This window comes from Pseudomonadota bacterium, from assembly GCA_039815145.1.
In the GTDB taxonomy this organism is placed as follows: domain Bacteria; phylum Pseudomonadota; class Gammaproteobacteria; order Steroidobacterales; family JBCBZW01; genus JBCBZW01.
On the sequence record JBCBZW010000102.1, the window covers coordinates 1 to 18,129 of the forward strand.

Here is an 18,129-nt window from a genome sequence, read left to right on the forward strand (position 1 = left end):
AGTTCGCCGATTGCCTGCACGCCTGCACCTGATAGTGCTGAATCTGCGTGATGAAACAGCAGCCAGTCTCCCTTGGCGATTTGCGCACCGGCATTCATCTGGAGTGCGCGTCCCGGCAGGCTGTGTGTGAAGGAAAGTTTGCTCTGCCTGGCGCTATGCTGCTCTAACCACTCAACGGTGCCGTCTGTGCTGCCGCCGTCGACGACGATTACCTCATCAACGCATGCCAGGCTGAGCAGTGCCTGGGTATTGTCTGGCAACAACTCGATTTCGTTTAAGGCGGGAATCACCACGCTTAAGGAGCTACTCATTCTGGTTGAGCTCCCCAGATTCAGGCTGCCATTCATAGCCTTCGCCAGCCATGGCCAATCGTACCCAGTGATTGTCGGGGGAATGCTCGAGAGCTTGCGCAAACGTGGCTTGAGCTTGTTCCGGGTCACCGTTTTCTTGGTAGCTGCGGGCCAGCCAGTTCAGCAGATCAACCTGCGCCCACTGCCCGTCGCGGCATAGGACGCTCTGTGCAAAAGAGTCAGGGTGTTGGTAAAGCGCGCGAAAAAACGTTGCTTGCGCTTCTTTGGCGTTGCCACCGAGGATCCCCGGCAACAAAAACTTAGCGGTGCCACGCACCAGCGCAATGCGGGGATTGTTCGGCTGCTGTGCCTCTGCGCGGTTTAAACGCCGCAGTCCGCGACGACCATTGAGAAAGAAGCGCCAGCGACGTAGCAGGACGTATTGACCGTCCAGCATGGCCCCCATGATCAGCATTTCTGTGTCATGAGGATCCGCTTGCAGCGCACGTTTGACGGTTTTTAGACCGTTGCGTACCGCCTGTAGCGCGGCTTTGTTTTCGTCCGCAGGAATGTAAGCGGCGGCCAGGCGAAACTGCTTTAGTGCCTGCCATTGAGGTTTGCTGGGGACAAGGTTCTTAAGGGTTGCAACATTGTTGTGCGCAAACGCCTGTTCGATGGCCAGGCATTCCGCCTCGGCGCCAAGGGAATCCGCAGGGAGCAGCGCAGCGCCCGGCACGAGACACAAAAGTGGAATCCAGGAGCGCAGCCACTTACGGCGCTTGGTTGTTGAGATCCCAATCGTACGCATACCTCATTCTGGGTCTTTTTGGCGCCCGTCCACTTGACCTCTGGTCGAAAGCGGCGATGTATTAAAGTACAGCTTCTTCGCTGCGCCGAAGCCTTCTTGGCACTCCCTAATATTTTTGGAAGCGTGATTCGTCTGCCATCGCCTTTGACGCCACGGGGATGGGAAAGACTAGGTGGTTTCCGCCTCCGCCAGAGGCTGTTTCAGCTTATCCGCACCATAGGAAAGGTGGACAGGTTGCGGCAGCCGATGCGGGGTCAGCCTACCGCATAGTGGATGCGGTAATCCTCACAGATCGAGCACAGAATACGATGAGGATAGAGGGTATAGACGCTATGGCCGAGTGTGTGCCGACCGCTCCGGCGCGTGTCGAGCTTCTGCGGCTTCGAATCGGCAGACCTGGGCGTCAGGCTGAACTCAGGGAAGTTCGCGCGGGACGCCCAAGTCCAAGCCCTTGCCGGGCAATACCATGAGCGTCGAGGTGCCGTGGGCGATGAGCCGGCCCTTCTCATCGTGCACATGGGCCTCGGAGTAGCCGATCGTGCGCCCCATGCGGATCTTGCGGCCGGTCGCCCGCAGCTCGCCGCCGGTCACGGACGAGAGGTAGTTGAGCTTGAGGTCGACGTTGACCAGCCCGTCGTCCGCGGACGGTAAGGACAGGAACACGGCCCAGAAGGTGGCCGTATCGATCAAGGTGGCGATCACGCCGCCGTGGACGATGCCGAAGGGCTGCAGGTGTTTCTCCTGCCCGTCCAGAGCGATCACGCATCCATCGCGGTCGATGTCCGCGATGGTCATGGACATGAGCGCGGGATAGGGCGCCTTGCGAATACTCTCCTTAAGTTCCTCGACGTACGCCGGGTTGATCTCGCTCATAGCTGCTCGTAGGGAATCTTATAGGTGTCACCGCCCTCGAGGCGGCCGCTGCGCAAGCCCTTCTCGAACCAGCGCATGCGTTGCTCGGAGGTGCCGTGGGTAAACGCGTGAGGATCGATTCGTCCGCGCGAGCGCATCTGAATGGCGTCGTCGCCGATCTGATTCGCCGCCTGCATGGCCTCTTCGATGTCGCCGCGCTCGAGGTAGCGCTGGTTGTGGTGAGCCCAGACGCCGGCGAGGTAATCGGCCTGCAGTTCCAGGCGCACGATCCACTGGTTCTCCTGCGGCGTGCCGCGCATGGCGTTGACCTTGTCGCTGTAGCCGAGCAGGTTCTGGATGTGATGCCCCACCTCGTGGGCGATGACGTAAGCCTGGGCGAAATCACCGGGCGCCTGGAACTGGCGGGCGAGCTCGTCGTAGAAGCTCAAGTCGATATAGATACGTTGATCGGCGGGGCAGTAGAAGGGTCCCATGCGCGCATCGCCGGGGCCGCAGCCGCCCGTGTTGATGCGATCGCGGTAGATGATCAGTTCCGGCTCGCGGTAGGCCTGGCCGAAGCGCGAGAACTCGGAGTTCCACACGTCTTCCGTGTCCGCCAGCACCACGGCGACGAATTGGAAGAGCTCCTGCTCCGCTGCGGTCGGCGTGTACTTGACCTGCTGGGAGGTGGGGGCGCCGCCGAGGAGCGTCGCCGGATTGATCAGGCCGAGCTGCCAGCCCACCACGCCGATCACGCCGAGCACCAGCACGCCCTTGAGGCCGAAGGTGCGCAGCACCATCTGCACCAGCAGGTTGATGCCCGCCCCGCCGAGGCCACCGCCCCCGCCTGACATGCGCTGCCCGCGCGCGTCGGTTACGTTGTCGCTGCCGCGTCGGCCTCTCCACTCCATGGTGCCTTCCTCAAGCGATGTCGCAGGCCGCCAGTGTAGTGCACGGCCCTCGCCGGGTGGGCATGATCCGTTGACCTCGCGCGCCCACGACGGTGAAATCCCGTGAACTCCCGCGCCCAGAGGATTCGCATGTCCACATCCGCCAGCCTCGACGTCGACTTCGCCCGCCACTGCTTCCCGGCCTTTCGCGAGCCGGACCTCCAGGGCTGGGCCCACTTCGAGAACGCCGGCGGTTCCTACGCCTGCGCACCGGTGATCGAGCAACTGGAGCGCTTCTACCGCAGCACGAAGGTGCAGCCCTACGCCTGGTCCGCGGCTTCCGTGGCTGGCGGCGAGGCGATGGACCGCGCCCGCGAGGGGCTGGCGAGCTGGCTCAACGTGGCCACGGACGAACTGCACCTCGGCCCCTCCACCACGCAGAACGTCTACGTACTGGCCCAGGCCCTGCGTGCCCACGGCAAGGCAGGCGACGAGGTCATCGTCACCAACCTCGATCACGAGGCGAACGTGGGCGCCTTCCGACGCCTGGCCGACGACGGCTTCACCGTGCGCGAGTGGCGCTTCAACCCCTACAGCGGTGATCTCGAGCTCTCAGCTCTGGAGTCGCTGCTGAACGAGCGCACGGTGCTGGTCGCCTTCAGCCATTGCTCGAACATCGTCGGCACCTTCAACCCCGTGGCGCAGATCTGCGAACGAATCCGTAAGGCAGGGGCAGTGAGTGTGGTGGACGGCGTGTCCTACTGCGGCCACGGCCTGCCCGACGTTGACGCCCTCGGCGCGGACGTCTACCTCTTCTCCCTGTACAAGGTGTACGGCCCGCACCAGGGTGTGATGACCATGCGCCGGACGCTCAACGAGCAATGGCCGTCGCAAACGCATTTCTTCAACGCTGGAAAGCCGAACGCGCGCTTTGTCCCCGCGGGTCCGGACCACGCTCAGGTGGCGGCCTCGGGGGGCGTGATCGACTACTTCGAGTCCCTCTGCCTACACCAGGGCCTCGCCGACCTGCCCTTGCGGGCGCGGGCCAACGCCCTGCACGACCTGATGCAGGCCCACGAGCAGTCGCTGCTGACGCCGTTGCTGGATTTCCTCGACGATCATCCGCGCGCGAGCCTGATCGGTCGCCGCCAGGCCGCCGGGCGCGCGCCTACCGTGGCCGTGGACACGAAGCGCCACCCGCGCGATATCGCCGAGGCCCTGGCCAAGGAGCACCACGTGGGCGCGAGCGCCGGCCACTTCTACGCGCACCGCTGCATCGATGCCCTCGGCATGGAACCGGACCGGGGCGTGCTCCGGATGTCCTTCGTGCACTACACGAACGAAGCGGAAGTCACCCAGCTGATCGAGGCCCTGGACGCGCAGCTCTGAGCCTACGCGTCGCTGTCGCCACCGACACCGAAGGCAAGTAATAGCCAGCCGGCGACGAGGGTGAGGCCGCCGAGGGGCGTGATCATGCCGAGCATGGGCGCATCGAGGAGCACGAGGGCGTAGAGCGACCCGCTGAACAGCACCACGCCGACGGCGAAGCACACACCGGCTGCCATGAGCGACGCCCGCGGCGAGCGCTGGCGCGCCACGACGCCCGTGAGCACCAGCGCCAACGCATGCCAGAGGTGATAGCTGGCTCCCGTCGCGAAGGTATCGAGACGCTCAGCGCTTACCTGCCCCTCCAGGCCGTGGGCACCGAAGGCGCCCGCTAGCACGCCCAGGGCGCCCAGCACGGCGCCCGAGCGAATCATGAGGGTGGCCCAGCTCATTGCGTGGCACCGAAGATCGGTATGCGCGGCACGCCCTGGCAGCCCAGGGAGGCGCGGTCCCCCTCGTCCGCCGCATCGAAGCCCAGGGTGATGTCGTAGAGGCGGCAGCGCTGGCGGTCCTCGAGGTAGGCGTCGGCGCGCAGGGCGTCGAGGTAGCCATCCTTGCTGAGGCGCTCGCTCACGGCGCGTACGCCACCGTCGGCCGAGGTGTCGAGCAAGAGGAGCGTCTCCGCGGTGGCATCGGCGCTCACTGAGGGCCACACCGGCGCCCCGGTGCCACCGGTGCCCGGCACGCCATCGCGCACGAAGGCTGCCCAATACCCCATCATCACCCGGCTCAGTTCCGCTCGACCCGCCGCGTTGCGCTTGTGGTAGAGCATCTTGGTGTTCGGGCCCACATCGTAGTGACCGAAGATGAAGGCGACCTCGAAGCCGTGCCCGGCACCGGCGATGGCGGACAGATCGACGAAGCCGAGCTTGCCCTCCTCGTCCCAATCCCAGCGATAGGTGAAGAACGGCCCCGGCGCGCCCCCTTCGAGCATGGCGCTCACGGGGCGATCGACACCGAAGAACTTCCACGCGCGCGAGCGATACAAGGCTTCTCGCTCGTAGGTGACCGGATCCTTACGCCACAGGGGCAGACCGGCCACCTGCTGCACCTGATCGGGCTCGAAGGCCATGAAGAGCTTGGCTTCGTCGCGGGTGCTGCCGAGTATCACCGGCATCTGGTGCCACTCCCCTCGCCGCAGAAGCTCCAGCGTGGGCGTGAGCGGCAGCACCTCGCCGTCGCGGATCAGGGTGGGTCCCTGGGCGCCGAGCGAGTAGGGGCTGGCCTCGTAGAGGTCGAACAAGGTGGGCACTTCGAGGGCGCGCAGGCGCGTGGCGATCTCGCCCGCCGCGAGTGCATCCTCCGCACGCCGCTTGGCCACGGCGCGCTCGCCGCCGAGCAGCTTGAGCACGATCTCCGCCGCGCTCGTCTCATGGCCCGGGGCCTGCGAGTCGTCCTGGTAGTGGCTGGCGGCGGCGACGGACGCCGTGGTGGTGCCGCCGCTCTGCGAAATCGCCCGGTGGAACAGACCCTCCGCTAGGGGCGAGACCAGCAGCGCAAACACGTTGCGGCCGCCGGCGGACTGGCCCGCGACGGTCACGCGCTGCGGGTCACCGCCGAAGGCAGCGATCTCCGCCTGCACCCATTGCAGGGCGGCGATCATGTCCAAGGTGCCGTAGTTGCCCGAGCCGTCCTGCGCCGTGCCGTCGCTCAGGGACGGATGGTAGAACCAGCCCAAGGGGCCGAGGCGATAGTTGAAGGTGACCACGATGAGCTGCTGCTCGGCGGCGAGGCGGGCGCCGTTGTAGAACCCGCTGTGGCCGACCACGTTACCGCCGCCGTGAATCCACACGAGCACGGGCAAGCCCGGTTCGTCGGTGCCGCGCGGCGCGTCCGCCGGCGCGTAGATGTTGAGGGAGAGGCAGTCCTCATCCCCCCAGAGCTTGCCGTAGGTGTCCGCGGGTGCACCGCCGAGGGGGCTGCCGGTTTGGGGGCAGGCGGGACCGTGGGCGATGGCCTCCCGAGGGGATTGCCACGGCCGCGGCGGTCGCGGTGCGCGCCAGCGCAGATCGCCCACGGGCGGCGCGGCGTAGGGGATGCCGAGCCAGGCGTGCGCGCCGGGCTCCGCCGTGGCGCCGGTGACCGGGCCCGCCGTCGTATTCACGAGGGTCTGCGCCGGCGCTGGCTCGAACAGCGATGCTGGTTCGCGGCTGCAGCTAACAGCCGCGATCGCCAGCACGAGCACCGTGAGCACCAGCACCGGATCGCGCCAGGCAGACCTCGCCGCCACACCTGAACTCGAGCGCCTCAGCAGCATTCGCCCTCCATGCATCACTCCGCGTGTACCCGATAAGCCCCGCAGTGTATCGTGCGCAAACCGGGCCGGGGGCCATGCGTCAAACGATGGGATACGCATGCGCTACCGGCATCGCCCACGCCACGGAGCAGCCCCATGCAAGTCGCGATCTTCACCACCGGTGGCACCATCGACAAGGTGTACTTCGATGCGCGCAGCGAATTCAGCATCGGCGCCCCGCAGATCCCCCAGATCCTGCACGAGGCTGGCGCCGGCTTCGACTACTCCCTGACGGAGCTGATGCACAAGGACAGTTTGGAACTCACCGACGAGGACCGGACCCGAATCCACGCGGCCGTGAGCCGCTGCAACGCCACCCACGTGCTCATCACCCACGGCACGGACACGATGGTGCAGACCGCCCGCACGATGGAGGACATCGCCGGCAAGACCATCGTGCTCACAGGCGCCCTCACGCCAGCCCGATTCCGCTCCACGGACGCCCTGTTCAACATCGGCATGGCCGTGGCCGCCGTGCAGGTGTGCGCGCCGGGGGTCTACATCGCGATGAACGGGGAGATCTTCCCCTCGAATGCGGTGCGCAAGAATCTCGACGCGAACCGCTTCGAGCGCGTGGCCGCCCGCTAGGTCTCAGCCACGGGGCGCTCAGCTCGCGCTCTGCAGCACGTCGTCGATCACCTTCAGGCGCTTACTCACCTGCGTGGTCTCGAGCACGGACTGCATTAGGTCAGGATCGAAGCGCAGGAACTGGAAGATCTTGAAGGAGAAGGCGGCGGGGCTGAGCGAGCACCAATCGTCCTGCTCCAGGGCGTCGGCGAGCTCCGGACTCTCGTCGGCCACGATGCGCACGAGACGCCCGTTGATCTCCCGCTGCAGCTCGCGCGAGACGTCCTCAGCGCCGTCGGGCTCGTCGTCCAGGGGCGTGGCCTCGACGATCCGATAGGGCAGGGTCTGCACCTCCTGGCCCAGCACCAGGCGCTGCTCCACGCGGATCACCGCGTGAATACGCCCATCATCGAGGGTCTCGACGATCTCCCCGCGCCCCGCGGAGAACACCTCGTGAGGCTGATATGTCGCCTGGTTGCTCGCGAGCGCCTCCTCGACCGACTCGTGCTTGCGCCCGGGGTGAATCTGCTTTCGCGTATTGGGGATGCCGATCAAGCGCTCCTGCTCGATCGAGTCGTTCAGGAGCTGGCGATAGCGGGGCTCGAACACGTGCAAAGGCACGATCGTGCCGGGAAATGCCACCAAATCCGGGATCGGGAACAGGGCGACGGTGGTGGGGGTGCTGCTCATCTGATGTCTCGTCCTACGGCGTAAGCACTGGGTCCGTTATGACCGGTGGTTGGAGATTGTCGCCTGGCGACGGCAGGTGATCCCCACGAGGGACGTGATCCGCCACCCCGCCCTCGGGTAGGATGACCCAAAAGAGCCAGTGGCGGCCACCGACGGATTGGCGCCCCAGCAACGTAATGGCCATCGGCAAGCCCCCTTGCCGACGCTCCAGGGACGGATATGAAAGCAAGAGGCTTCACACTAATCGAGCTGATGGTGGTGACCGCCATCGTCGGCATCCTCACGGCGATCGCCGTGGCCGCCTACCAGCGCTACGTTACGCGTGCCTACGTGGTGGAGGCGCTGACGATCACCGGTGGCATCAAGACCCGAGTCGAGGACTACTTCTCGTACTTCGGCGAGTTCCCGGAATCCAATGCCGTGCTCGAGTTGCCCGCGCCCGCGGAAATAAACAGCGAGGGCGTGTCCGCCGTGGCGGTGGCGGAGGGCGCCATCCACGTGGAGTTCGCAAGCGTGAACGCGGCACTCGGCGAACGCATTCTGAGCTTGCGCCCAAGCCTGCGCGACGACAACGCAGGCGCGACCGTGGCCTGGGTGTGCGGGTTCAGCAATCCGCTCGACGGCATGACCGTCTTCGGCACCAACCTCACCAGTGTCGACCTGCAGAACCTCCCTGCGTCCTGCCAGGGCCTTGCAGCGAAACCCGAGTAGGGCGCTGCGCTGAGCGACGCCGACCGCTTACGGCCGGCGTCGCCCGAGAGCCGACCTCAGAAGGTCTCGATCACCACGTCGCTGAGGGTGCAACTCGGCCGCTCCACCGCTTGCAGACGCAGGGTGCGCCCGCTGAGCCCCGCCGGCAGGAAGCGCTCCAGCGTGGCCGTGCCCGTCGCATCGGCGTTGCCCACCGCCAGCACGCGGAAGTTGGCGATGTCGGCGAACAAGCCCGGGCACCCCGGCACTTCCGTCGCGCCCGCAGCGCCACCCACGAGCACGAAGTTGCGCTGACCCGGCGTGGCGCCGGTGATCTCGAAGGTGTTCAGGGCACCGGCGTCGCCGGGGGTCGGCGGGTTCAGGGTGTAGACGGGGTCGCCCCCATCGCCGGTCACGGTGATCAGCAACGGCTCGGCGTCGCGGTAGATCTGGCCGACCACCGTGTTCACCTCGTTGGGATCCGTCTCGTTGCGGAACACCTCACCCTCCTCCGTACGCGCACGCACCAGGAAGCTCTGCGGCGGCAGGGCGGGATCGGGGTTGCCTTGGGCAAGCAGGTCCTCGTCCACCTTCGCCACCGGCGTAAGGAAGTAGTCACCCGGCACATCGATGCTCACCTGCGCCGTGAACTCACGCGGCGGATTGAAGCACGCGTCACCGCTGAGATCGCTCTGCGACGCGCTCTGCGCATCGAAGTCCACCCGCGGATCGGCGGAGGTACCCCAGCGCACGCGCGTGTCGTCGATGTCGAAGCAGCCGCGTACCTGCCAGCGCACCTCGAAGGACTCACCCACCTCCACGCTGGTCGGCACCTGGTCGCGGTTGGTCCACTCGACGAACGGATCCGTCAGGTCGATGGCCGCCAGGGCGATGCGCACGTTCTTCGGGATGTAGCCGTCTTCGGCACCGCCCGGGGTGAGCAGGTCCGCATCACCGCCGAGCAGGTTCTCGGCCGGTCGCTTCTGGTTGGAGATCTCCACCGTGTAGCTGATGGCGCGAGCCGCATCGTTGGGGAACTGAGCGTCCGCGTTGGCCGGATCCCAGCCAGGTGCGTAGGACGAGTCATCCAGGGGACCGATCACGGCACCGAGCAGGTCGTTCGACGTACCCACGGGGTAGAAGCCGCGGAAGGGTCCGCCGTACTCGCTCATGAGATTGCCGAGCGCATTGGCGGCGCGCTCGTCCGGGCTCTCCGTGTTCTGGCGATGGATCGGCGTGCCCCAGGGATGGATGATCAGCTCGATCCCCCCGTGGTAGTCGAGCATCACGCGGAAGGCGTGGCGCCGCGACAGCTCCCAGATGGCGCGCCCCCCGACGGTGGAGAGCGGAATGTCATCGTCGCAGAAGAAATTGCACGCGCGATCGTAGATGTGGTCGCGGTTCATGTCCTCGCTGCCCTCGGCACCGGGACTGGACCGGCGTCCTTCCGTGAAGCCCTGAGGGTTGGCAAGGGGCATGAAGTAGATCTCGCGCTCGTCCACGAGGGCCGTGAGCCAGGGATCGGAGCCGTAGCTCTCGAGCAGCAGGCGCGCCGTCTCGATGGCCACTTCCACACCGACCACCTCATCGCCGTGCTGCGTACCCACGATCAACATCTCGGGCTTGTCGAAGCCGGTCGACTCGTTGGTGATGCGCAGGATGAAGTGCTCGAAGCGATCGTCGGTGGGCAGGCCGTAGTCGTCCTGCGCCGTGCTCAAGCGGGTCAGCTCGGGGTACTGCTGAGCGAGGGCCTCGAGATCCGCCTGCACCTGATCAAAATCCCGATAGGTGAAGGGGGTCGCGAGGGCGCTCGCGCTGAGCAGCACGCCGGCGGTGAGACCGAGAGCGGCAGGCAGCAGCGGCCGGCTCATTCGTGCACCTCCCCGCGAATGCTCACGCTCACCTCACCCACCTGTCCGCTGCTGAGGTCGTAGCGCGCGAAGAACACGAGGTAGCGGTGCACGATCTCGAAGCTGGCCGGCAAGCGCGGCCCGCGCAACATGAGGTAGAGCGCGTCATCGTTGGCGGCGAGCACTTCGGCGCCATGGAAGTTGGGCTCGGCGGGCGGATGCCAGCCCCGGGTAGCCTCCACGTGGAAGCGCGACAACCCCACCACATCGAGGGCACCGATCGCCTGCCAATGGGCACGGGCGAAGGCGGTCAACTCGCGCACGGCGTCCGCCTCGGCCGGATGCGCATCGAGGCGCTCGGTACCGCGCGAGGCCCGTGCGGCGGCGAGGATGCCCTGCGGCGCCTGCCCTTCGGGCACGGAGTTGAAGGCGAGAGAGGTGGCCTGCTGAGCGTCGACGGCACCCGCGATGAGCGTGGCCCCCAACAGAACGGCCGTGAGTCGAGAAAGCACGGGCGAGGTGCGCCCGCGCGGCCGACCCTTCGGATCGACCGATTTATTTTCGTTTTGCATGGTGTGTCTCCTTAGATCGAACATCCATGTTCGCGGCGGCATTATCGCCCAGGGATCCTCCGCGAGGGCGAAAAACTGCCCCTGTCACCCCGCCGCGACAGGAGTTCGCGATATCCATCCGCATTTGCAACATGCGGTCACAGCGGCGCCAGCGGCCCGATCGACGCCGCTGGCCAAGATCCGCCGGATGCGCAAAACGGGGCCACCGCCCCGCTCGCCCGCCTCCGGCAGACGCGGCCCTCGTCGCCACAGCAGGGCTCGTACTCCTAACGAATTGATTTGGTGATAGGCGCTGCACCGGTGATCGGGGAGCCAGCGCTACAGGGACGTCGTTGCCCCGCAGCCGGGTGACCACTCGGCGTATCGCCATTTCGCTGACCCTTGAACCGCCGCACGGTGCCTCGTAGGCTGGTATCAGGCGCATATTCAGGGAGTTACCCCATGTCGAAGTCACGTTCCCGCCGTCTGCTCTCGTCCCTCTCCTCCGCCCTTTCGCCGATCGCGGCAATGCTCGCCGGCCTCATCGTCAGCGTCGGGGCGATGGCCGACGAGACGTGCATGTCGCCCTACATGGCGAAAATCGTGGGCCAGGAAGACTTCGTCTACGTGTGGACCGTGGGCGTGGAGGGCATGGGCGATGGGCAAGACAAGCTCGTCACCATCGACGTGCACCCAGACTCGCCCACCTACGGCCAGGTGGTCGCCAGCCTCTCCATGGGCGGACGCTTCGAGGCCCACCACAGCGGGTTCACCGATGACCGTCGCTTCCTGTGGGCCGCCGGCCTCGACAGCAGCAATATCTTCATCTTCGATGTGCACACAGATCCTGCCGAGCCGAAGCTGGTCAACACGATCGATAACTTCGTCGAGGCGACGGGCGGCGTGGTCGGACCGCACACGAACTACGCGACCCCGGGGCGCATGCTGATCAGCGGTCTCTCCAATTCGAAGGACCACGGGGGGCGCACGGCATTGGTGGAGTACACCAACGCAGGCGACTACATCGCCACCTACTGGATCCCCTCCGCCGGCAACCTCTACGGCGCCGAGCAGACCGGCCAGTTCGCGGACGGCTACGGCTACGACGTGCGCGCCCTGCCCCGACGCAACGCCCTCATCACCTCGTCCTTCACCGGCTGGAACAACTACATGACCCCGCTGGGCGACGTCATGGCCAACCCCGACGCGATGGCGGCCTTCGGCAACACGGTAGTGGTGTGGGACCTGCATACGCGCCAGCCGAAGACGGTACTGGACGTGCCGGGCGCCCCGCTGGAGATTCGCTGCGCCTGGGGCTCCGATCACGACTACTGCTTCACCACCACCGCCCTCACCTCGAAGATCTGGCTGATCCACGCGGACACTGAGGGCACCTGGTCGACCACCGAGGTCGGCACCATCGCCGATCCCTCGAAGATCCCCCTGCCCGTGGACATCTCGATCGCCGCCGATGATTCGCTCCTCTGGGTGAACACCTGGAACGACGGCACCACCCGCGCCTTCGACATCTCCGATCCCTTCAAACCGACGCAGGTGTACGAGAAGAAGCTCGGCGCCCAGGTCAACATGCTGTCGCAGAGCTGGGACGGCGAGCGCATCTATTTCACCTCCTCCCTGCTCGCCAAGTGGGACAAAGTGGATGCGCCGGACGGTGAGGATCTGCAGTACTTCAAAGCCTTCCGCTGGACTGGAAAGGCGCTGGAGCCGACCTTCGCCATCGACTTCCACGCCGAGGGCCTGGGCAGCCCACATCAGATGCGCTTCGGCGCCTACGCGCTCTACGGGCAGGAGCGACCTGCAGGCGCGCCGGCGAGTGCTCAGGTGCAACCCTGAGCACGAGGCGGGGCGATCCACGACGAGGGATCGCCCTGATCACGACCCTGCTGCTGCTGGCAGCAGGGCCCGGCGTCGCTGAGCAGAGCACGCAGAACCCCCACCGCCTGCACCTGCAGCGCCAGGCGCCCCAGGTGCAAGCCCCCGGCTACGGCAAGCTGGCCTTCGACGCCCCCGCACCGGGCACCTACCGCCTACCGGCCCTCGGCCCCGCCGCCGACGGCGAGGTGTTGCGCAGCGACGGCCGCCCCGCCCGCCTGCATGCGCTGATGAACGACCGCCTGACGGTGCTGAGCTTCATCTACACGCGGTGCCCAGACCCGAACGGCTGCCCCCTCGCCACCCACGTGCTCAAGCGCCTGCGACGCGAGGTGAGTGAGCGCGAGGCACTGGCGGGCAAGGTGCGATTCCTGACCCTGAGCTTCGACCCCACCTGGGACACGCCGCAGGTCATGCGCGCCTACGCCGCCCAGGTAGACCCGCAGCCCCAGGACGAGGCGGCAACGCCCTGGTCCTTCTTGACCACCGCGTCACGCGAAGCGCTGACACCGATTCTCGAGGCCTACGATCAAACGGTGATCGAGAGCGTGGACGCGCAAGGTGATTCCCTCGGCAGCTACTCCCACATTCTGCGCGTCTATCTGATCGACCGCGAGCGGCAGCTGCGCAACATCTACAACGTGGGCTTTCTCCACCCCGACATCCTGGCGGCCGACCTGCTGACGCTACTGAGCGAACAACAATAATAGCTTGCCAGCGCCTTAGGCCTGATCCGCCAACACCCCAGACATTCGCGAGATCGTCAACGCCGGGGCGCGCCGCTCGTGGTGATGTTCACGCCCCTTGACCTCAAGTTCACTTGAGGTCAGAGACTGCGGGAAACCCAGTGAGGATCCCGCGATGAATCATGACCAAGCACGCGCCGACGAGGCGAGCGCAGGACCCGAGCGCCTGCTCGCCCCCGCCTACCGACGCACGACCCTAGGGATCGTCGTCCTCACCTCCCTGGTGGCCTTCGAGTCCTTGGCCGTCGCCACCGCCATGCCCATCGCGGCGACCGAATTCGAAGCGATCGCCTGGTACGCCCTGGCCTTCGCCAGCACCCTCGCCGCGAGCGCCGTGGGCATCGCCATCGCCGGCATCTGGAGCGATGCCCGCGGGCCGAGCGCCCCCACCTGGGCCGCCATCGCCGCCCTGGTGGTGGGGTCGGCGCTCGCCGGCCTCGCCGATCACTTCGTGCTACTCCTCGCGGGTCGGGTGGTGCAGGGGCTTGCCGTGGGCGCCGTGGGCGTCACCCTGTACGTGCTCGCCGCCACGGCCTACCCCGCGTCCATGCACGGACGCGCGCTCTCGTCCATGTCCACCGCCTGGGCCCTGCCCGCGCTGATCGGCCCCGCGTTGAGCGGATTGATCGTGAGCACCCTGGGGTGGCGTTGGGTGTTTCTGCTCGTCGCCCTGGCCAGTGCGCCGGCGGCGCTGCTGCTCGTACCCACCCTGCGCGCCTGCGAGATCAACAGCCGTCCGCTGAGCCGCCAGGCTGGCGCACGGGTCGGCTGGGCGATCGTGGCAGCGGGCGGACTGGCACTCACCCACGTGAGCGGCCAGGGCCCAAGCCCCGCATCGCGGTGGCTACTGCTCGGCGTGGGGCTCGTGCTGCTCCTCCTCGGCGCGCGAGCGCTGTTGCCGGCGGGCACCCTGCGCCTCGCGCCGGGCCTACCGAGCGTGATCGGCGTGCGCGCCCTCGCCGCCGCCGCCTTCTTCTCCGCCGAGGCCTTCGTGCCTCTGCTGCTGATCGAGCGCTACGACTTCAGCGCCGGGTTGGCCGGCCTCAGCCTCACCGGCGCCGCCCTGGGCTGGGCGAGCGGTGCCAACTGGCACAGCCGCAGAGAACGCGAACCCTTGGGCGTGCTGCACCTCGGCACCCTCATCATGTTCAGCGGCCTCCTGGGCATCGTCGCCGTGCTCGCCTTCGCGCTTCCCCCCGCCCTGGTGGTGGTCGCCTGGTCCGTCATGGGGATCGGCATCGGCATGCAGCGCCCCGCCCTCGGTGTGCTGCTCATTCGCCTTGCGCCGCCCGGTGCCATCGGGGCCAGCGCCTCGGCCTTGCAGATGGGGGACGCGATCGCCATCGCCGCCACCCTGGCCATCGCCGGCGGCACCTTCGCTGCACTGCACGCCACCGCACCGACGCTCGCCTACGGCATGGTCTTCGCCGTGAGTCTCGGGTTGCTCGCCATGGTGGCGTTGGGCGCGGCTCGGGTGCTCGCGCCAGCCGTTCCCCCTGCCCCGCGCACGCCCGATTCCCCCTCGCAGTTCGCTCACGAGCGGGCCCTGAGCGGCGGTTGAATCCGCCCTCTCGGACTGCCCATCGCACGAGCTTTCCCGACACGCTAGACTGCAATCGCCATAAGAAGTCGTGCTACCGGGGACCTGGGTGTGACCACTGTGCCGTCGAGCACAGGTCGCGTCCGACTTCGCCGCGACGCACAACACTCTCGTTAAGGGATTCTAGGGGGAATCAAATGAAAGCTACCCAATGGCTGGCACTCGTGGCCAGTGCGTCGATGTGTACGTCGGTCGCGCTCGCCCAGGACAGCTTCGATAGCGACAGCGACGGTTTCGACGACAACAGCGACAACTGCACGCTCGTCGCCAACCCGGACCAACGTGACACCAACGGCGATGGCTTCGGCAACGCCTGCGACGCCGACCTCAACAACAACGACATCGTGGACCGCCCGGACTTCGCGATCCTGCGCCAGAACGTGGGTGAGCAGGGTAAGGACCTGGACGCCGACCTGAACGGCGACGAGCGCGTCGGCCGCGACGACTTCTTCATCCTGCGCGACAGCTTCGGCCAGAAGCCCGGACCCACCGGCGCTCACCCGGACATCCCCGCGTGCAACTGCTACTTCTCCGGCGATTGCGTCGGCAACGATCAGTTCTGCGACTGGGGGCCCGCGGGCTTCACGGTCGAGGACATCTGCTGGTGGCGTGATCCCAAGCCCACGCAGGCAGGCAACGGGTGCTCAACGGAATACGAGGGCCCCTGGGGACCGATCTGCGATGGCTCCTGCACGGCGTCCAACCGCGGCTCCTCCGTGGGCCACGAAGATCCGTCCATGCTGGTCGAGGCCATCGAGCTCTGGGCCGGCGCCATGCTCAAGCCCGCTCGCGGTGGCGGCGGTCCCGTGGACGACGCCCTCGCCACCCAGGCGCGCGCCGTCGGCTTCCTGTCCGACTACTCAGCAGAGATCGTAGGTCGCAACACGGCAGACCTCCTCGGTCTCGCCTCCAGCACCAAGTTCTACGACTACTTCTGCCACTTCGAGCATCACCCCAACGAAGCCGGTGAGGTGGTGAACCTGAAGGGCGACAGCTGCCGCCTGAGCGCCGCTCGCATCGCCATCGACGCCCTGACCACGGAAATGCGCTCCCCGGGGGAAGGCGCACCGATGATCCAGCAGATTGCAGATGTGTGCCCCGAGTGGCAGACCATGTACGCCCCGCGTTGCCCGAGTGGCCCCGAGGCGCTGGGCTGCGTGCAGGAGACCGTGGAGGCTATGGCTCGCTTCCTCACCACGCCGCGCGCCCCGGCGCAGCGTTCGATCCTGGATTATCTCTAACGGACTGAGCCCGGGAGGCCGGCAGCCGCTCATCCTCGGCTGTCGGCCCTCCGTCACAGTTTGTTACGGGATCCGGCGAACGGTATGCGAAAAGAAAGCGCCTGGGCTCACTTGCCTGTAGTGGATCGCGACACCCCTTGCGTTCCCCCCCGGCCGGTGCTCAGAGGGCTGCATGCTGTACGCTGCCAACTTCGACAGTTTCCAATTCCGATCGCCAATGGCGACCGCGCAGCGCGCGGCACGGACGGGTTACGTCCAAACGAGCAGAACGACGGCTAAGAAATCTGATTTGGAGCGCCGGATTGCAGCGCTCGTCGCCGACTATCGACGTGGCGACCCACAGGCGGCCAGTGAGATCGTCGCCGTCATGCAGCCCGCTCTCCGGGCGAAGATTCATGCTCGGGTGCCGCCCCACCTTGCGGACGACGCCTACCAGGAGAGTTGGTTCAGGTTCTTCCGCGGCCTGGACAAGGGGGACGACCCCGACAGCTACATCGCCTGGTTCCTCGGCATCGCGAGACTGGTCGCCCTGGAGATGATTCGACAGGAAACCCGCGAGTCAGCCCTTCCCGAAGACGCCGACGAGCGGTATCAGGACCAGGCCCCGACCCCCGTCCGACTCGCCGAGAGCGCGCAGCTGCGCACCGCCATTTTCGAGTGCTTGGGCAAGATTCCCGAGCGCTACAGCCGGCTCCTGGTCGGCCACGCGCGCGGTGAACCCCGCGATGCCTTATGCGAAGAACTCAACCTTTCCGCTGAGAACTTCGGCAAGCTCCTATATCGCGCACGCAAGTCGCTACAGCAGTGCTTGGGTCCGCTCTCACGTTTCTTTGACGAGGACGAGTGAGGGTGTGCGGATGAACCGAGACTACATCATCGACAACGACATCATAGGCCGCTACGTGGCCGGCACCCTGTCTCAGGAGGAATCTGAGGACTTCGAGTTGGCGTACTTCAACGACGAAGAACTCGCCGCCATGGTGCTGACGGAGCAGCGGCTCCGAAGCTCACTCGCCCCGCAGAGGACTACAGCACTTCCTCACTGGAGTGCCCGTACTTCGGGGGAGGGCCAACAGCCCGAATCTGCAGAGCCTCGAAGGCGCACCCAGAGACGTAGCCTACTGACACAAGTGGCAGCAGTGGTCGCCGTTGCCCTGCCCGCCGCATGGTTTCTCGGGCCATGGCAGGGCCCGGAAGGGCGCAACCCAAGAGTCCTGACGCAAGTGCTTTCCTTGCAGACACCGCGGGGCATTGGCAGCGAGCCGAGCCTCCCTGCATCCACAACGCCGCAAACGTTCGTTGCCCTGCACATCGATGCGGCCCAGGTACCCGGAATGGCACGCGCCGCGGTGCTCGTTCCAGACGGACTCTCGGCCGAGCCCCTGGTGACCTTTGACGAAGCGCAAATCGATGAGAGCCATGGGTTGGTGATTGAGGTGCCCGCAAGTCGCCTGCCACCTGGCGCCTACGTGCTCGAGCTCCGCGATGGCGAGGGGAACGCCGTGCAAACCCTACCGTTCCGAATCACTTTCCCGAGCCCCTTGTAGCTCGCTACTCGTACTGAAATAGCTGCACGTATTGCCAGGCGGCCACCTCACCCAGCCGCGTGTTCGAGGCCTCCCCCCTCTGTGCCTCCACCAAGGCAGCGGATGGTGCCTCCCCCGTTCCGATCGCGCGGTAGAAACGCTCCATGAGCGCTTGATAGGACTTATCGTCGATCGGCCGCAGGGCACCCACCACCTCGCGCGTTCCGAGTTCCAACAAGGGCCGGACGACCGC

Annotated in this window: 19 protein-coding genes; 9 read left to right on the forward strand and 10 right to left on the reverse strand. The window is 66.4% G+C overall.

What is annotated here, in order from left to right; translation table 11 throughout:
• The 4 genes from AAF184_19155 to AAF184_19170 all read right to left on the reverse strand — a co-directional run.
• The coding region (locus AAF184_19155) for a glycosyltransferase (protein ID MEO0424464.1) at window positions 1-311 on the reverse strand (311 nt) is incomplete at its 3' end.
• Complete coding sequence (locus AAF184_19160; protein ID MEO0424465.1) at window positions 304-1,098, reverse strand: tetratricopeptide repeat protein; 795 nt, start codon at window positions 1,096-1,098, stop codon at window positions 304-306. The genes AAF184_19155 and AAF184_19160, both read right to left, overlap by 8 nt.
• 414 nt (window positions 1,099-1,512) lie before the next feature.
• Window positions 1,513-1,971 carry a PaaI family thioesterase gene (locus AAF184_19165; GenBank protein MEO0424466.1) on the reverse strand — a complete coding sequence of 153 codons (459 nt, stop codon included), beginning with the start codon at window positions 1,969-1,971 and terminating at the stop codon, window positions 1,513-1,515.
• A complete protein-coding gene (locus AAF184_19170; protein MEO0424467.1) occupies window positions 1,968-2,861 on the reverse strand; it encodes a neutral zinc metallopeptidase in 894 nt (297 codons plus the stop codon). Before AAF184_19170 ends, AAF184_19165 begins: the two co-directional genes overlap by 4 nt.
• Window positions 2,862-2,990: 129 nt before the next feature.
• On the opposite strand from AAF184_19170, the gene AAF184_19175 reads away from it, so the two are divergent.
• Window positions 2,991-4,229 (forward strand): aminotransferase class V-fold PLP-dependent enzyme, encoded by a 1,239-nt coding sequence (locus AAF184_19175; protein MEO0424468.1) that lies wholly within the window; start codon window positions 2,991-2,993, stop codon window positions 4,227-4,229.
• Between the two features lie 2 nt (window positions 4,230-4,231).
• Here AAF184_19175 and AAF184_19180 read toward each other — a convergent pair whose 3' ends face one another.
• Window positions 4,232-4,618 (reverse strand): DUF423 domain-containing protein, encoded by a 387-nt coding sequence (locus AAF184_19180; protein ID MEO0424469.1) that lies wholly within the window; start codon window positions 4,616-4,618, stop codon window positions 4,232-4,234.
• Window positions 4,615-6,483 carry a carboxylesterase family protein gene (locus AAF184_19185; GenBank protein ID MEO0424470.1) on the reverse strand — a complete coding sequence of 623 codons (1,869 nt, stop codon included), beginning with the start codon at window positions 6,481-6,483 and terminating at the stop codon, window positions 4,615-4,617. Before AAF184_19185 ends, AAF184_19180 begins: the two co-directional genes overlap by 4 nt.
• Before the next feature lie 135 nt (window positions 6,484-6,618).
• Here AAF184_19185 and AAF184_19190 point away from each other — a divergent pair, with 135 nt between their 5' ends.
• Complete coding sequence (locus AAF184_19190) at window positions 6,619-7,110, forward strand: asparaginase domain-containing protein (GenBank protein MEO0424471.1); 492 nt, start codon at window positions 6,619-6,621, stop codon at window positions 7,108-7,110.
• Window positions 7,111-7,128: 18 nt separating this feature from the next.
• On the opposite strand, the gene AAF184_19195 is transcribed toward AAF184_19190, so the two are convergent.
• Entirely contained in the window at window positions 7,129-7,779 is a 651-nt protein-coding gene (locus tag AAF184_19195; protein MEO0424472.1) for an LON peptidase substrate-binding domain-containing protein, read from the reverse strand.
• A gap of 219 nt (window positions 7,780-7,998) precedes the next feature.
• Here AAF184_19195 and AAF184_19200 point away from each other — a divergent pair, with 219 nt between their 5' ends.
• Window positions 7,999-8,490, forward strand: coding sequence for a pilin (locus AAF184_19200; GenBank protein ID MEO0424473.1), 492 nt, complete (start codon window positions 7,999-8,001; stop codon window positions 8,488-8,490).
• A 56-nt stretch (window positions 8,491-8,546) separates the two neighbouring features.
• Here the strand turns inward: AAF184_19200 and AAF184_19205 are convergent, their stop codons facing one another.
• Both AAF184_19205 and AAF184_19210 read right to left on the reverse strand, forming a co-directional pair.
• Complete coding sequence (locus AAF184_19205) at window positions 8,547-10,340, reverse strand: M14 family metallopeptidase (GenBank protein MEO0424474.1); 1,794 nt, start codon at window positions 10,338-10,340, stop codon at window positions 8,547-8,549.
• A complete protein-coding gene (locus AAF184_19210) occupies window positions 10,337-10,891 on the reverse strand; it encodes a hypothetical protein (GenBank protein MEO0424475.1) in 555 nt (184 codons plus the stop codon). The genes AAF184_19205 and AAF184_19210 overlap by 4 nt, the downstream gene beginning before the upstream one ends.
• Window positions 10,892-11,398: 507 nt before the next feature.
• On the opposite strand from AAF184_19210, the gene AAF184_19215 reads away from it, so the two are divergent.
• The 6 genes from AAF184_19215 (at window position 11,399) to AAF184_19240 (ending at window position 17,897) form a co-directional block, all read left to right on the forward strand.
• Complete coding sequence (locus AAF184_19215) at window positions 11,399-12,724, forward strand: selenium-binding protein SBP56-related protein (protein ID MEO0424476.1); 1,326 nt, start codon at window positions 11,399-11,401, stop codon at window positions 12,722-12,724.
• Window positions 12,725-12,858: 134 nt separating this feature from the next.
• Entirely contained in the window at window positions 12,859-13,470 is a 612-nt protein-coding gene (locus tag AAF184_19220) for an SCO family protein (protein MEO0424477.1), read from the forward strand.
• A 154-nt stretch (window positions 13,471-13,624) separates the two neighbouring features.
• Entirely contained in the window at window positions 13,625-15,070 is a 1,446-nt protein-coding gene (locus AAF184_19225) for an MFS transporter (GenBank protein MEO0424478.1), read from the forward strand.
• A gap of 176 nt (window positions 15,071-15,246) precedes the next feature.
• Window positions 15,247-16,350, forward strand: coding sequence for a hypothetical protein (locus AAF184_19230; GenBank protein ID MEO0424479.1), 1,104 nt, complete (start codon window positions 15,247-15,249; stop codon window positions 16,348-16,350).
• Between the two features lie 289 nt (window positions 16,351-16,639).
• On the forward strand, window positions 16,640-17,197 hold the full coding sequence (locus tag AAF184_19235) for a sigma-70 family RNA polymerase sigma factor (protein MEO0424480.1): 558 nt from the start codon (window positions 16,640-16,642) through the stop codon (window positions 17,195-17,197).
• 10 nt (window positions 17,198-17,207) lie between these two features.
• A complete protein-coding gene (locus AAF184_19240) occupies window positions 17,208-17,897 on the forward strand; it encodes a hypothetical protein (protein ID MEO0424481.1) in 690 nt (229 codons plus the stop codon).
• Window positions 17,898-17,901: 4 nt separating this feature from the next.
• Here the strand turns inward: AAF184_19240 and AAF184_19245 are convergent.
• Window positions 17,902-18,129 (reverse strand): CHAT domain-containing protein (locus AAF184_19245; GenBank protein MEO0424482.1); only part of this gene is annotated, 228 nt, incomplete at its 5' end.

What these genes read in the sequence shown, in the direction of transcription:
- AAF184_19160 (MEO0424465.1), bottom strand. Translation starts at nt 1,098, where the DNA reads ATGCGTACGATTGGGATCTCAACAACCAAGCGCCGTAAGTGGCTGCGC.
- AAF184_19165 (MEO0424466.1), bottom strand. Translation starts at nt 1,971, where the DNA reads ATGAGCGAGATCAACCCGGCGTACGTCGAGGAACTTAAGGAGAGTATT.
- AAF184_19170 (MEO0424467.1), bottom strand. Translation starts at nt 2,861, where the DNA reads ATGGAGTGGAGAGGCCGACGCGGCAGCGACAACGTAACCGACGCGCGC.
- AAF184_19175 (MEO0424468.1), top strand. Translation starts at nt 2,991, where the DNA reads ATGTCCACATCCGCCAGCCTCGACGTCGACTTCGCCCGCCACTGCTTC.
- AAF184_19180 (MEO0424469.1), bottom strand. Translation starts at nt 4,618, where the DNA reads ATGAGCTGGGCCACCCTCATGATTCGCTCGGGCGCCGTGCTGGGCGCC.
- AAF184_19185 (MEO0424470.1), bottom strand. Translation starts at nt 6,483, where the DNA reads ATGCTGCTGAGGCGCTCGAGTTCAGGTGTGGCGGCGAGGTCTGCCTGG.
- AAF184_19190 (MEO0424471.1), top strand. Translation starts at nt 6,619, where the DNA reads ATGCAAGTCGCGATCTTCACCACCGGTGGCACCATCGACAAGGTGTAC.
- AAF184_19195 (MEO0424472.1), bottom strand. Translation starts at nt 7,779, where the DNA reads ATGAGCAGCACCCCCACCACCGTCGCCCTGTTCCCGATCCCGGATTTG.
- AAF184_19200 (MEO0424473.1), top strand. Translation starts at nt 7,999, where the DNA reads ATGAAAGCAAGAGGCTTCACACTAATCGAGCTGATGGTGGTGACCGCC.
- AAF184_19205 (MEO0424474.1), bottom strand. Translation starts at nt 10,340, where the DNA reads ATGAGCCGGCCGCTGCTGCCTGCCGCTCTCGGTCTCACCGCCGGCGTG.
- AAF184_19210 (MEO0424475.1), bottom strand. Translation starts at nt 10,891, where the DNA reads ATGCAAAACGAAAATAAATCGGTCGATCCGAAGGGTCGGCCGCGCGGG.
- AAF184_19215 (MEO0424476.1), top strand. Translation starts at nt 11,399, where the DNA reads ATGCTCGCCGGCCTCATCGTCAGCGTCGGGGCGATGGCCGACGAGACG.
- AAF184_19225 (MEO0424478.1), top strand. Translation starts at nt 13,625, where the DNA reads ATGAATCATGACCAAGCACGCGCCGACGAGGCGAGCGCAGGACCCGAG.
- AAF184_19230 (MEO0424479.1), top strand. Translation starts at nt 15,247, where the DNA reads ATGAAAGCTACCCAATGGCTGGCACTCGTGGCCAGTGCGTCGATGTGT.
- AAF184_19240 (MEO0424481.1), top strand. Translation starts at nt 17,208, where the DNA reads ATGAACCGAGACTACATCATCGACAACGACATCATAGGCCGCTACGTG.